Source organism: Streptomyces sp. NEAU-YJ-81 (assembly GCF_017592595.1).
GTDB lineage: Bacteria > Actinomycetota > Actinomycetes > Streptomycetales > Streptomycetaceae > Streptomyces > Streptomyces hygroscopicus_B.
Window position 1 is genome coordinate 101,796 of the sequence record NZ_JAGFNO010000016.1, and the last position, 13,488, is coordinate 115,283.

Annotated in this window: 13 protein-coding genes; 11 read left to right on the plus strand and 2 right to left on the minus strand. The window is 70.1% G+C overall.

Translation table 11 applies throughout. The features are described from left to right. Positions 1 to 135: 135 nt before the first annotated feature. The 3 genes from J5X86_RS29260 (at position 136) to J5X86_RS29270 (ending at position 4,019) form a co-directional block, all read left to right on the plus strand. Complete coding sequence (locus tag J5X86_RS29260; RefSeq protein WP_020870913.1) at positions 136 to 657, plus strand: sigma-70 family RNA polymerase sigma factor; 522 nt, start codon at positions 136 to 138, stop codon at positions 655 to 657. Beyond that, positions 654 to 1,415 carry an anti-sigma factor gene (locus tag J5X86_RS29265; RefSeq protein ID WP_078641748.1) on the plus strand — a complete coding sequence of 254 codons (762 nt, stop codon included), beginning with the start codon at positions 654 to 656 and terminating at the stop codon, positions 1,413 to 1,415. The genes J5X86_RS29260 and J5X86_RS29265 overlap by 4 nt, the downstream gene beginning before the upstream one ends. Positions 1,416 to 1,478: 63 nt before the next feature. After that, a complete protein-coding gene (locus J5X86_RS29270) occupies positions 1,479 to 4,019 on the plus strand; it encodes a UvrD-helicase domain-containing protein (RefSeq protein ID WP_208519702.1) in 2,541 nt (846 codons plus the stop codon). Between the two features lie 275 nt (positions 4,020 to 4,294). On the opposite strand, the gene J5X86_RS29275 is transcribed toward J5X86_RS29270, so the two are convergent. Next, positions 4,295 to 4,504 carry a cold-shock protein gene (locus J5X86_RS29275; protein WP_014061093.1) on the minus strand — a complete coding sequence of 70 codons (210 nt, stop codon included), beginning with the start codon at positions 4,502 to 4,504 and terminating at the stop codon, positions 4,295 to 4,297. Positions 4,505 to 4,772: 268 nt separating this feature from the next. Here J5X86_RS29275 and J5X86_RS29280 point away from each other — a divergent pair, with 268 nt between their 5' ends. After that, the gene (locus J5X86_RS29280) at positions 4,773 to 6,194 is read left to right on the plus strand and encodes an NAD-dependent malic enzyme (RefSeq protein WP_208519704.1); all 1,422 of its coding nucleotides are present in this window, start codon (positions 4,773 to 4,775) and stop codon (positions 6,192 to 6,194) included. Positions 6,195 to 6,449: 255 nt separating this feature from the next. Next, a complete protein-coding gene (locus J5X86_RS29285) occupies positions 6,450 to 6,731 on the plus strand; it encodes an HU family DNA-binding protein (protein WP_009717479.1) in 282 nt (93 codons plus the stop codon). 320 nt (positions 6,732 to 7,051) lie between these two features. On the opposite strand, the gene murA is transcribed toward J5X86_RS29285, so the two are convergent. Beyond that, the gene (murA, locus tag J5X86_RS29290) at positions 7,052 to 8,395 is read right to left on the minus strand and encodes a UDP-N-acetylglucosamine 1-carboxyvinyltransferase (RefSeq protein ID WP_208519706.1); all 1,344 of its coding nucleotides are present in this window, start codon (positions 8,393 to 8,395) and stop codon (positions 7,052 to 7,054) included. Positions 8,396 to 8,650: 255 nt separating this feature from the next. Between murA and J5X86_RS29295 the strand changes: the two genes are divergently transcribed. From J5X86_RS29295 to J5X86_RS29320, 6 genes are all read left to right on the plus strand, one after another. Then, positions 8,651 to 9,238, plus strand: a complete 588-nt coding sequence (locus tag J5X86_RS29295) for a YqgE/AlgH family protein (protein ID WP_208519708.1) — start codon at positions 8,651 to 8,653, stop codon at positions 9,236 to 9,238. Between the two features lie 21 nt (positions 9,239 to 9,259). Further along, complete coding sequence (locus J5X86_RS29300; RefSeq protein WP_075200572.1) at positions 9,260 to 9,547, plus strand: DUF3039 domain-containing protein; 288 nt, start codon at positions 9,260 to 9,262, stop codon at positions 9,545 to 9,547. Between the two features lie 145 nt (positions 9,548 to 9,692). Further along, the gene (locus J5X86_RS29305) at positions 9,693 to 10,103 is read left to right on the plus strand and encodes a hypothetical protein (RefSeq protein ID WP_208519710.1); all 411 of its coding nucleotides are present in this window, start codon (positions 9,693 to 9,695) and stop codon (positions 10,101 to 10,103) included. Positions 10,104 to 10,260: 157 nt separating this feature from the next. Then, positions 10,261 to 11,598, plus strand: a complete 1,338-nt coding sequence (locus tag J5X86_RS29310) for an extracellular solute-binding protein (RefSeq protein ID WP_208519712.1) — start codon at positions 10,261 to 10,263, stop codon at positions 11,596 to 11,598. After that, the gene (locus J5X86_RS29315; protein WP_208519714.1) at positions 11,595 to 12,593 is read left to right on the plus strand and encodes a carbohydrate ABC transporter permease; all 999 of its coding nucleotides are present in this window, start codon (positions 11,595 to 11,597) and stop codon (positions 12,591 to 12,593) included. Before J5X86_RS29310 ends, J5X86_RS29315 begins: the two co-directional genes overlap by 4 nt. After that, positions 12,590 to 13,459 (plus strand): carbohydrate ABC transporter permease, encoded by an 870-nt coding sequence (locus J5X86_RS29320; protein ID WP_208519716.1) that lies wholly within the window; start codon positions 12,590 to 12,592, stop codon positions 13,457 to 13,459. Before J5X86_RS29315 ends, J5X86_RS29320 begins: the two co-directional genes overlap by 4 nt. Positions 13,460 to 13,488: the final 29 nt, after the last annotated feature.

Below are 13,488 nucleotides of genomic sequence, written 5' to 3' on the forward strand. Positions count from 1 at the left end.
CTCAAGTACGCATCGCACAGGGGGAGATGTTCAGCCCGGAATTAGGACGTACATCACACGGTGGCCGATGAACGCCGAGCGTTTCCAGCCCGTACCCCCCTCGACCCGGCGGCTTGCGTACGCAAAGATGCCCTCGTGACCGAGAGGACGACACCGGACGACGCGCTCATGCGCGCGCTCTACGCGGAGCACGCGGGCCCGCTTCTCGCCTTCGTCCTGCGCCTGGTCGCGGGCGACCGGCATCGCGCCGAGGACGTGGTCCAGGAGACCTTGCTCCGGGCCTGGCGCAACGCCGACCAACTCCGGCGTTCCGGCGGGTCGGTACGGCCCTGGCTGGTGACCGTGGCCCGCCGCATCGTCATCGATGGCCACCGGCAACGCCGCGCACGTCCCCATGAAGTGGACGCGGCACCGCTCCATGTGATGCCCGCCGCGGACGACATCGACCGCGCATTGCGCCAGATGACCATTTCCGACGCGTTGAATGACCTCACCGATGCACATAGAGCGGCCCTCGTGGAGACATACTTCAAGGGACGGACGGTGAGTGAGGCGGCCGAAGTGCTGGGCGTTCCCGCCGGGACGGTACGGTCCCGGGTCTTCTACGCGCTGCGCTCCCTGAAGCTCTCGCTCGAGGAACGGGGGGTTACGGCATGATGCCGGCAGCGGACGACCAGCAGCACACCGCGGTCGGCGCCTATGCGCTCGGAGTGCTCGACCCCGCCGACGCGGCGCGCTTCGAGGACCACCTCATCGGGTGCGAGCGGTGCGCCGCCGAGCTCGACGAGCTGATGGGCCTCCCGCCCCTGCTGGCCGAGTACGCCACCGCCGCCGACGGCACCGCGCTCCCGGATCCGTCGGTGGTCACCGCCCGCCCCGGGCCCGAACTGCTCGACCGGCTCCTGGAAGACGTCACGGTCAGCCGCAAGGCATCCGGCAGAAGGCGGCTCTACCTCGTCGCCGCGGCCGCCGTCCTCATCGTCGGCGGCCCGCTCGCGGGAGCGGCGCTCACCGCGAGTTCCGACGACGGCGGGAAGACCCAGGCGGTGGTGTCCACCTCCCAGCAGGTGTACGACCAGGGCAAGAAGTTCAGCGCGGTGGACCCGGTCACCAAGGTGGACGCGTCCGTCTCGCTGCAGCAGAAGGGCTGGGGCACCTCCGTCGCCCTCAAGCTGGGCAACCTCAAGGGGCCGCGCACCTGCGACCTGGTGGCCATCGGCAAGGACGGCCACGAGGAGACCATCACCACCTGGGCCGTGCCCACATCGGGCTACGGCATCACGGACGGGGACGGCTCGCGCTGGAGCAAGGAGCCGCTCTACGCCCAGGGCGGCGCCGCCATGAACACCGACGACATCGAGCGTTTCGAGGTCCGCACGCTGGACGGCCAGCGCCTGGCCGAGGTCAGGCTCTGAGAATCCCTCTCCCCGGGGGTGTACGGTTGACGGCTGCCCTTAAGAACACAGAAGGGGGCCTGGGTGGCCGCGCAGAACGCCACGCATGACGACCGGACGGCACCGCGGCGGGACGGCGCGGACGGGGTCCGGGACCGCGAGATCCGGATCGAGCAGACGCATCTGGACCGGGTGTACCACCGCCTCGAGGAGAAGATCCACGAGGCGGAGTTCCTCATGGACGACGCCGCCAAGCGCGGCCAGGTCGGTACGCCCGGGGCGCTCGCCGAACGGGACGCCCAGGTCTTCCGGGCCGGGGTCCATCTCAACCGGCTGAACAGCGAGTTCGAGGACTTCCTCTTCGGCCGCATCGATCTGCTGCCGGGCAAGGACGGCGAGCGCGGCCCCGACGGCGCCTACACCTCCGTCGAGCCCGCCGACGACGCCATCCGCACCGGCCCGGACGGCGACCGCGCGGAGATCGCCGAAACCCTGCACATCGGCCGCATCGGCGTGCTCGACGCCGACTACGCCCCGCTGGTGATCGACTGGCGGGCGCCCGCCGCCGCGCCCTTCTACCGCTCGACTCCGGTCGCCCCCGGCCGGGTCGTCCGCCGCCGGGTGATCCGCAGCAAGGGCCGCCGGGTGCTCGGCGTCGAAGACGACCTGCTGCGCCCGGAGCTCAGCGCGACCCTCGACGGCGGCGCGCTGCCGGTGGTCGGCGACGGCGCGCTGATGGCCGCGCTGGGCCAGGCCCGCGGCCACACCATGCGGGACATCGTCGCCTCCATCCAGGCCGAGCAGGACCAGGTGATCCGCGCCCCCGCCGCCTCCATCACCGAGGTCGAGGGCGGCCCCGGCACCGGGAAGACGGCGGTCGCGCTGCACCGCGCGGCGTACCTCCTCTACCAGGACCGGCGGCGCTACGCGGGCGGCATCCTCGTGGTCAGCCCCACCCCGCTGCTGGTCGCCTACACCGAGGGCGTGCTGCCCTCACTGGGCGAGGAGGGCCAGGTGGCCATCCGCGCGGTGGGCTCCCTGGTGGAGGGCGCCGAGGCCACCACGTACGACACCCCGGCCGTGGCCCGCGTCAAGGGCTCCTCCCGGATGCTGAGGGTGCTGCGCAAGGCCGCCCGGGGCGCGCTGGAGATGCCGCGGGGAGCCACCGCCGGATCGGCCTCGCCCTCGGATCGTTCATCGACCTCGTCGTCGAACTCTTCGTCAGACCCCTCGTCGGCCTCGTCGTCGGACGACGGCCAACTGACCCTCGACGCGGCGCTCGGCGCCCCCGCCGCGGCCCCGCCGAACGACGGCGGCAGACCCGGCGCGGGCTCCGGGACCAGACCCGGCGGCCCGCCCGAGCGGCTGCGCGTGGTCGCCTTCGGCGCCCGGATCGAGCTGGACGCCGATGAGTTGCGCCGCATCCGCCAGAACGTGCTGGGCGGCACCGCGCCCGTCAACCTGCTGCGCCCCCGCGCCCGCCGGCTGCTCCTGGACGCGCTGTGGACCCGCTCCGGCGCGCCCCGGCGCTACACCGACCCCGAACTGGCCGCCGAGGCGCGGGAGGGCTTCGACGAGGACATCTCCTCCGAGGACGTCTTCCAGGAGTTCCTCGACGCCTGGTGGCCCGAGCTCACCCCCCGCTCCGTCCTCACCGCGATGGCCGACGAGAAGCGGCTGGCGCGCTGGTCGCGGAGGGTGCTCAACCCTCGCGAGGTCCGCCAGGTGGCCCGGTCGCTCGCCCGGCTCGGCCCGGACGGACAGGGCCCGCTGTCGGTCCACGACGTGGCGCTGCTGGACGAGCTGAACACCCTGCTGGGCCTCCCCGCCCGCCCCGCCACCCCCCGCGAGGTGGATCCGCTGGACCAGTTGACCGGTCTGGAGGAGCTGACCACCTACGCCGACCGCGTCGGCCCCCGCCGCAGCCGCGCCGACCGGGCCGAGCGGGAGCGCGCCGACTACGCCCACGTCATCGTCGACGAGGCGCAGGACCTCACCCCCATGCAGTGGCGGATGGTCGGACGGCGTGGCCGCCACGCCACCTGGACGGTCGTCGGTGACCCGGCCCAGAGCTCCTGGTCCGACCCGGACGAGGCGGGGCGGGCCCGGGACGAGGCGCTCGGCAGCCGCCCGCGCCGCCGCTTCACCCTCACCGTCAACTACCGCAACCCGTCCGAGATCGCCGAGCTGGCCACCAGGGTCCTCACGCTGGCGATGCCCGGCACCCCCGCGCCCGAGGCGGTCCGCTCCACGGGCGTGGAGCCGCGGTTCGCACCGGGCGTGGACGGCGACCTCGGCGCGGCCGCGCGCCGGGAGGCGCTCCGGCTGCTGGACGAGGTGGAGGGCACCGTCGGCGTCGTCGTCGCGATGAACCGCCGCGAGCAGGCCCGTCAGTGGCTGACCGGTCTGGGCCACCGGGTGGTGGCGCTGGGCAGCCTGGAGGCGAAGGGGCTGGAGTACGACGCGACGGTCGTGGTCTCGCCCGCCGAGATCGCCGACGAGTCGCCCGCGGGGCTACGGGTGCTGTACGTGGCGCTCACCCGCGCGACCCAGCGGCTGACGGTGGTGTCGGGCGTACGCGACGAGCCGGACCCTCACGGCGTCCCCGACCTGCTGCGGGAGTGAATCTTCCGCCACGCTCGGCCGGGGGCGCCCAGCCCCCCCGGCCGCCGCTGGGAGGCGGCCGTAAGGGGGGCCTGGCCCGCTCGGGACGGCGGGGGCGAAATCAACCCCCGGGAGGGGAATCCCTTCCCGGACCTGTTTGTTAGCCTTGATGTGGCACCGGCCCGATCCAAGCCCCCGGGCCCAACCTTCGTCGCTTCGAGCGACCACTTGCCGCGAGGCGAGCATGGCGGGTCGGTGCCACCCTTTCTTCCGTAAGGGGTCCGCGCCGGGCGGTGTCAGCCGCCCAGGATGCGGACCTCTTCGGCTTGCGGGCCCTTGCGGCCCTGCACGATCTGGAATTCGACCCGCTGCTCGTCGACCAGGCTGCGGTAGCCGCTGCCGTCGATCGAGCTGTAGTGGACGAAGACGTCCGGTCCGCCGTCCTCCTGGGCGATGAAGCCGTAGCCCTTCTCGGCGTTGAACCACTTCACGGTGCCCTGAGCCATGCCCGCGCTCCTCTTGTCTCTTCCTCTGACGCTGTAGCGCGCCAGAGCCTAGGACGGTGGATGCGGCGGACGGCCCGCCTCGCCAGGCGTTCCCGCGAAGGAGTGGGGCTTTCCACTCGGCTGACCCCACTCTGCTATGTCAGAACAATATGTCCGAAAGTCGGGGCGGGTTACCCCGTACCGAGAGGTAGGTGCAACTATCTGAGGACGTGGCCCGGCATTCCCGCGGCCCGACAGCATGAACAAGGGAAAGCAGAGGAAGCAGGCCATGGCAACGGCGCCCAGCGTCTCGTACTCGATGACGGTCCGGCTGGAGGTGCCCGCGAGCGGTACCGCGGTCAGCCAGCTGACCACGGCCGTGGAGTCCTCCGGTGGCTCGGTCACGGGCCTCGATGTGACCGCTTCCGGCCACGAGAAGCTCCGTATCGACGTCACCATCGCCGCCACCTCGACCGCGCACGCCCAGGAAATCGTGGAGAAGCTGCGGGGCATCGAAGGTGTCTCGCTCGGCAAGGTCTCCGACCGTACGTTCCTGATGCACCTCGGCGGCAAGATCGAGATGTCGTCGAAACACCCCATCCGCAACCGTGACGACCTCTCCATGGTCTACACCCCGGGCGTCGCCCGGGTCTGCCAGGCCATCGCGGAGAACCCCGAGGACGCCCGGCGCCTCACCATCAAGCGCAACAGTGTGGCCGTCGTCACCGACGGCTCCGCGGTCCTGGGCCTCGGCAACATCGGCCCCAAGGCCGCCCTGCCGGTCATGGAGGGCAAGGCGGCCCTCTTCAAGCGCTTCGCGGGCATCGACGCCTGGCCGATCTGCCTGGACACCCAGGACACCGACGAGATCGTCGCGATTGTGAAGGCCATCGCCCCCGGCTTCGCGGGGATCAACCTGGAGGACATCTCCGCCCCTCGCTGCTTCGAGATCGAGGCGCGGCTGCGCGAGTCCGTGGACATCCCGGTCTTCCACGACGACCAGCACGGCACCGCGATCGTGGTGCTGGCCGCCCTCACCAACGCGCTGCGGGTGGTCGACAAGAAGATCGAGGATGTGAGGGTCGTCATGTCCGGCGCGGGCGCCGCCGGCACCGCCATCCTGCGGCTGCTGATCGCCGCGGGCGTGCGGCACGCGGTGGTCGCCGACATCCACGGTGTGGTGCACGCCGGGCGCGAGGACCTGGTCTCCGCCGACCCGGAGTCCCCGCTGCGCTGGATCGCCGACAACACCAACCCGGAGGGCGTCACGGGCACCCTGCGCGAGGCCGTGCGCGGCGCGGACGTCTTCATCGGCGTCTCGGCCCCGAACGTGCTCTCGGGCGACGACGTGGCCGCCATGGCGGACGGCGCGATCGTCTTCGCGCTGGCCAACCCCGACCCCGAGGTGGACCCGGCGATCGCCCGTCAGACCGCCGCGGTGGTGGCCACCGGACGCTCGGACTTCCCGAACCAGATCAACAACGTGCTGGTGTTCCCGGGCGTTTTCCGTGGTTTGCTGGACGCGCAGTCGCGTACGGTGAACACCGAGATGATGCTGGCCGCTGCCGGCGCGCTCGCGGACGTCGTCCACGACGACGAGCTCAATGCCAACTACATCATTCCGAGCGTCTTCAACGACAAGGTCGCGGGGGCGGTCGCCGGAGCCGTACGAGACGCGGCGCGCCCTGTGACCGGTACCACTGCGGTCTAGGCCCGGCACGGCGCGTCGCGCGCTGTGGGGTCCCGAAGGCAGCCTTAGGGTGGCGGGCAGGAAAACGACCGCCACGGCGCTTTTCGTGTGACTCTCGAGGGCTCCGGATTGGCTTTCCCGCCACAGGTGCGGGCAGGATGCGTTCCGGGCGCGAGGGTCTGAACAGCAGACCCGGGTCCGGGGACTGTCCGAGGGCCCTGGCAGCATCGGCTTCGATCTCACGCCTCATTGGCAAGATGAACACGGGAGTACAACATGAACCGCAGTGAGCTGGTGGCCGCTCTGTCCGAGCGCGCCGAGGTGACCCGAAAGGACGCCGACGCCGTGCTGGCCGCCCTCGCCGAGGTGACCGGTGAGGTCGTCGCGAAGGGCGACGAGAAGGTCACCATCCCCGGCTTCCTGACCTTCGAGCGCACCCACCGTGCCGCTCGCACCGCGCGCAACCCGCAGACCGGTGAGCCGATCGAGATCCCGGCCGGCTACAGCGTGAAGGTCTCCGCGGGCTCCAAGCTCAAGGAAGCCGCCAAGGGCAAGTAAGCCCTCGCGAACGAAAGGGGCGGTCACCCGAGGGTGACCGCCCCTTTTGGCGCTCCTGCGGGCCCTGAGACCCGTCTACGAGGCTTACGGCGCCCGAGCCCGCCGCTACGGGCGTCGGGCTCGGCGCCACCGCGCCCACGCGGGCCGCGCGACGCCCGGCAACTCCACCTCCGCGCCGAGGCTGTATCCCCCGGGGGGTAACCCCCGGACCCCCAGCCGGGGGCGTCGTCGTGGCTGGGGGTGTGGGGATGGGACAGCCCGCCCCGGGTGCGGGGGCGGGCTGTGGCGGTCGGGGCCCGGCCGTGGGGCCGGGGGAGGGGTTATGCGGGGGCGGTGCCGCCCGGGAGCTCTACCTTCGCGCCCAGCTCCACGAGCTTCCCCATGAAGTTCTCGTAGCCGCGGTTGATCAGGTCGATGCCGTGGACCCGCGAGGTGCCCTGGGCCGCCAGGGCCGCGATCAGGTAGGAGAAGCCGCCGCGGAGGTCGGGGATGATCAGGTCGGCGCCCTGGAGCTTGGTGGGGCCGGAGACGACCGCGGAGTGCAGGAAGTTGCGCTGGCCGAAGCGGCACGCGGAGCCGCCCAGGCATTCGCGGTAGAGCTGGATGTGCGCGCCCATCTGGTTGAGCGCCGAGGTGAAGCCCAGCCGCGACTCGTAGACCGTCTCGTGGACGATGGACAGGCCCGACGCCTGGGTCAGGGCCACCACCAGCGGCTGCTGCCAGTCGGTCTGGAAGCCGGGGTGGACGTCGGTCTCCAGGGCGATCGCGTCGAGCTTGCCGCCGGGGTGCCAGAACCGTATGCCCTCGTCGCCGATGTCGAAGGCGCCGCCCACCTTGCGGTAGGTGTTCAGGAAGGTCATCATCTCGCGCTGCCGGGCGCCGCGCACATAGATGCTGCCCTCGGTCGCCAGCGCCGCGCTCGCCCAGGAGGCGGCCTCCAGGCGGTCCGGGAGGGCGCGGTGGTTGTAGCCGCCGAGCTTGTCGACACCGGTGATCCGGATCGTGCGGTCGGTGTCCATGGAGATGATGGCGCCCATCTTCTGCAGCACGCAGATGAGGTCCTCGATCTCCGGCTCGACCGCCGCGTTGGAGAGTTCCGTCACACCCTCGGCGAGCACCGCCGTCAGCAGCACCTGCTCGGTGGAGCCCACCGAGGGGTACGGCAACCGGATCTTGGTGCCGCGCAGCCGCTGCGGGGCCTCCAGGTACTGCCCGTCCGCCCGCTTCTCGATCGTCGCCCCGAACTGGCGCAGTACGTCGAAGTGGAAGTCGATCGGCCGGCCGCCGATGTCACAGCCGCCCAGGCCCGGGATGAAGGCGTGGCCGAGGCGGTGCAGCAGCGGGCCGCAGAAGAGGATCGGGATCCGCGAGGAACCGGCGTGCGCGTCGATGTCGGCGACATTGGCGCTCTCCACGTGCGTGGGGTCGAGCACCAGCTCACCGGACTCGTCACCGGGGCGCACCGTCACGCCGTGCAGCTGCAGCAGCCCGCGCACCACCCGCACATCGCGGATGTCGGGGACGTTGCGCAGCCTGCTGGGCCCACTGCCGAGCAGGGCGGCCACCATGGCCTTCGGCACGAGGTTCTTCGCGCCGCGGACACGGATCTCGCCTTCGAGCGGGGTGCCGCCGTGGACGAGCAGGACATCGTTCGAGCGGGTCATCGGGTCTCGCGTTCCTGAGACGGGCAGGGGCCAAAAGGCACAGAGGCCAAAGGGCAAGAGTAATGGCCCTGGAGACCGCCTCCGTAAGGCTCTTGCGCGCATTGAGTCCTCCCGTGTGGGCGGCAACACGTTCCGTCCCCCTCGAAGAGCCCACAGTCACGTGCGCCGCATCTGCTGTCTTGCGCCCCGACCTGCTCTCATACGGGACTCGTCTTCCACTCCCCCTCCGGCCCGGATATGGGGGATCATGTGGCCATGACCGAGGTGTCCTCGCTCACAGGACGGCTGCTTGTCGCGACACCGGCGCTTGCTGACCCGAACTTCGACCGCGCGGTGGTGCTCCTCCTCGATCACGACGAGGAGGGCTCGCTCGGTGTGGTCCTGAACCGCCCGACCCCGGTGGGGGTGAGCGACATCCTGGAGTCGTGGGCCGAGCTGGCCGGGGAGCCGGGGGTGGTCTTCCAGGGCGGTCCGGTCTCGCTGGACTCCGCGCTGGGCGTGGCCGTCGTGCCGGGCGAATCGGGGCGGTCCGCGGCGCGCACCGAGGACGGGCCACTCGGCTGGCGCAGAGTGCACGGGGCGATCGGGCTGGTCGACCTGGAGGCGCCACCGGAGCTGCTGGCGGCCGCCGTGGGGTCCTTGCGGATCTTCGCCGGTTACGCGGGCTGGGGGCCGGGGCAACTGGAGGACGAGCTCGCCGAGGGCGCGTGGTACGTGGTGGAGTCCGAACCGGGCGATGTGTCCTCGCCCGCCCCCGAGCGGCTGTGGCGCGCGGTGCTGCGCCGCCAGCGCAGTGAGCTGGCCATGGTCGCCACGTATCCGGACGACCCTTCTCTCAACTAGGCATGAGTACCCTAGGGCTGTATGAGCACTCTTGAGCCCGAGCGCGGGGCAGGCACGGGGACCCTCGTTGAGCCGACACCTCAGGTGTCGCACGGTGACGGCGACCACGAGCGCTATGCCCACTATGTTCAGAAAGACAAGATCATGGAGAGCGCCCTCTCCGGATCTCCCGTCGTCGCACTCTGCGGCAAGGTCTGGGTCCCGGGTCGTGACCCGAAGAAGTACCCGGTGTGTCCCATGTGCAAGGAGATCTTCGAGGGCATGGGCGCCGGCGGCGACAAGGGCAAGGACGGCGACGGCAAGAAGTAGCCGGTCCGTCGGCCCCAGGCCCTGACGGAAAGCCTCGCGCGACAGATGGCTCGCCCGGCCCGCGATCCCACTCGGGGGTCGCGGGCCGGGCATGCCGTGTTTGTGCGCCCTGCCGTGCGCCGGATGACCCCAGTAGGGTCGGCCCATGAGCGGGCGTACGGAGAACGGGGCGGCGCGGGCCGCCTATCTGGTGTTCGGGGCGCGTGAGGTCGACGAGCCCGATGCGGAAGGCGCCAGCGCCTACTGCCAGTTCGAGAAGGACTGGGACGCCCAGCTCGAACAGTGCGGGCGGCTGGCCGCCGAGCGGGGCTACCGGCCCGCCGGGAGCTGTGTGATGTCGGTCGCGCAGCCGACCCTTCCCAGACTTTTGGAGTGGGCGGCCGACCCGGGCTGTGACGTGGTGCTGGTGGCCAGCGACCGCGTCCTCGAGCGGATCCGGAAGACCTGGCCCGACTGGGACCGGGTGATCGCGCGCCTGGAGGAAGCGGGTGCGCGGGTGGAGGCCGTGCCGTATGTTGAACCCGCTTATCCGGGCGAAGAGTTACCGCGTCGCTAGCGCGAAGTTCGTTTCGCCGCACAGTGGTTCGGCTCATTTGGTCACGGAGTGGTTCAGACCTCTTGTGGGGTCGCTCAAGGTTCCCTAGCCTCACGCATATTGTGCTGAGCGAAACATGCGTTGCATATGTTGCAACGCCAAATGTTTAAGGGTCCTCATGAAGTCGTCCCATCTCTCCGTGTTCTCCCGCTTGTCCTCCCGCGTCACCGTGCCCGTGGCGGCACTGACCCTGGCGGGGCTGGCCGCAACCGGATGCGCTCCCTCCACGTCCGACAACAGCTCCGACAAGGACGAGAAGAGCGGCAAGCTGCGTGTCTGGCTCTTCCAGGAGGTCAACAACGCGCCCAAGAAGAAGGTGATCGACGAGGCGGTCGCCGGCTTCGAGAAGGAGCACGACGGGACCGAGGTCGAGGTGACCTACATCCCGATCGACACCCGGGCGCAGAAGATCAAGGCGGCTTTCAACGACCCCAAGAGCGCTCCCGACGTCATCGAGTACGGCAACACCGACACCGCCGGCTACGTCAAGGACGGCGGACTGCTGGACATCAGCAAGGAGTTCGGCGCCTGGGGCGACTCGACGAACATCGACCCCACCGCGAAGTACTCGCTGACCATCGGCGGCAAGGTCTACGGCGCTCCGCTCTTCGTCGGCGTCCGGGCGCTGTACTACCGGACGGACGTCTTCAAGGACCTCGACCTGGAGCCCCCGACCACCCAGGACGAACTGATTGCGACCGCGAAGAGGATCCACTCGGAGCGGTCGGATCTGTACGGTCTCGCGGTCGGCGGCGCCTACACCTACGGCGCGATGCCCTTCATCTGGGCCAACGGCGGCGATCTCGCCAGCGAGAAGGGCAAGTTCGGCTCGAACGAGTACGAGGCGGCCATCGACAGCGCCGACGCCCAGAAGGGCGTCAAGGCGTACACCTCGCTCTTCGGCAACGACAACTGCCCGGCCGCCAAGTGCGCCCAGTGGGGCGGCAACGACACCATCGAGGCGTTCGCCTCGGGCAAGGCGGGCATGGCGATCGGCGGCGACTTCAGCCGCCAGGCCATCGAGGCGGGCAAGGTCAAGGGCAAGTACAAGGTCGTGCCGCTGCCGGGCGTGAAGAAGGGCGACATCGCCCCGGCCTTCGCGGGCGGTAACAACGTCGGGGTGCTCAAGAGCACCACGCACCGCACGCTCGCCGTGGACCTGCTGCAGACGCTCTCCGGCAAGCAGACCCAGCGCAAGCTCTACGACGCCATGGGCTTCCTGCCGACCTTCACCGATGTGCGCGGCGATGTCGCGCAGAAGGACCCCTTCGTCAAGCCCTTCGTGAAGACCCTCAACGACAGCGCCAAGTTCGTGCCCGCCTCGCCCGGCTGGGCGGCCATCGACGCGCAGCTCATCCTGCCCACCATGTTCCAGGAGATCGTCAGCGGCCGTAAGAACGTGGAGACCGCCACCAAGGACGCCGCGAAGAAGATGGACGAGGCATTCCAGCAGTGATCTCCGGCACCGCACAGCACGCCCGGCGCGCCCCTGCCAAGGGCCGCCGGTCCCGGCCGGGACCCGTCGTCCCGGCCGGGCGCCGAGCCAGGAAGGGCTCCCGGCGGGGAGCCTGGACGCCCTGGCTCTATCTCGCCCCGGCGCTCGTCGTCCTGGGCGGGCTGCTCATCTACCCGATCTACCAGCTCGGTCTGATCTCCTTCCTGGAGTACACCCAGGCGCAGGTCAGCGGCGGTGAACCCACCACCTTCGAGGGATTCGCCAACTACGCCGAGCTGTTCCGCGACGGCGAGTTCTGGAACGTCGTCGTCGCCACCCTGCTCTTCGCCGCCGTCTGCGTGGTGTCGACCCTCGCGGTCGGCTGTGCGCTCGCGGTGCTGCTGACGCGCGTACGGGCCATTCCGCGGCTGGCGCTGATGCTGGCCGCGCTCGGCGCCTGGGCCACCCCGGCGATCACCGGCTCGACGGTCTGGGTCTTCCTCTTCGACCCCGACTTCGGGCCGGTGAACAAGATCCTGGTGTGGTTCGGGCTCTCCGGGTTCGAGAACTACTCCTGGACCTACGACCGCTACAGCGCCTTCGCCCTGGTGCTGTTCGAGGTCGTGTGGTGCTCGTTCCCGTTCGTGATGGTCACCGTCTACGCGGGCATCAAGTCCATCCCCACCGAGGTGCTGGAGGCCGCCGCCCTCGACGGCGCCTCCACCTGGCGGATCTGGCGCACCATCATGGCGCCGATGCTGCGGCCGATCCTCGTCGTGGTGACCATCCAGTCCATCATCTGGGACTTCAAGGTCTTCACCCAGATCTACGTCATGACCGACGGCGGCGGGATCGCGCGCCAGAACATGGTGCTCAACGTGTACGCGTACCAGAAGGCGTTCGCGTCCTCGCAGTACAGCCTGGGCTCGGCGATCGGCGTGGTGATGCTGCTGATCCTGCTGGTCGTGACGCTGGTGTATCTGCGGCTGCTGCGACGCCAGGGAGAAGAACTGTGAGCCACTCGCGCGTCTCGCTGCGCATCCGCCGTCCCTGGCGCTTCGCCGCCGAGGCCACCGCCCTGATCGTGGCGGCCGTGGTCGCCTTCCCGCTGTACTGGATGGTGCTCTCGGCCTTCAAGCCCGAGGGGGAGATCCAGTCCACCGAGCCCCGGCCGTGGACGACGGCCCCGTCGCTGGACTCCTTCCGGCGCGTCTTCCAGCAGGAGGACTTCGGGCGCTACTTCCTCAACAGCCTCTTGGTGGCCGCGGTGGTGGTGATCGCCTCGGCGCTGATCGCCTTCCTCGCGGCGACGGCGGTCGCCCGCTTCCGGTTCCGCTTCCGCACCACGCTGCTGATCATGTTCCTGGTCGCGCAGATGGTGCCGATCGAGGCGCTGACCATCCCGCTGTTCTTCCTGATGCGCGATCTGGGGGAGTCGGTGCCGGGGATCGGGCTCAACACCCTGGGCTCGCTGATCCTGCCGCATATCGCCTTCTCGCTGCCGTTCGCCATCTGGATGCTGCGCGGCTTCGTCAAGGCCGTGCCCGAGGCGCTGGAGGAGGCGGCCTATCTCGACGGGGCCAGCCGCTCCCGCTTCCTGTGGCAGATCCTCTTCCCGCTCGTCTTCCCCGGACTGGTCGCGACGAGCGTCTTCTCCTTCATCTCCACCTGGAACGACTTCCTGTTCGCCAAGTCCTTCATCATCAGCGCGACCGAGAACTCCACCCTTCCGATGGCGCTGCTGGTCTTCTTCAAGGCCGAGGGCAACGACTGGGGAGGCATCATGGCGGCGTCCACCGTCATGACCATCCCCGTGCTGATCTTCTTCGTCCTCGTACAGCGCCGACTGGTCTCCGGTCTCGGCGGCGCCGTGAAGGACTGACGAAGAGACCGACGAACGGACCGACAAGG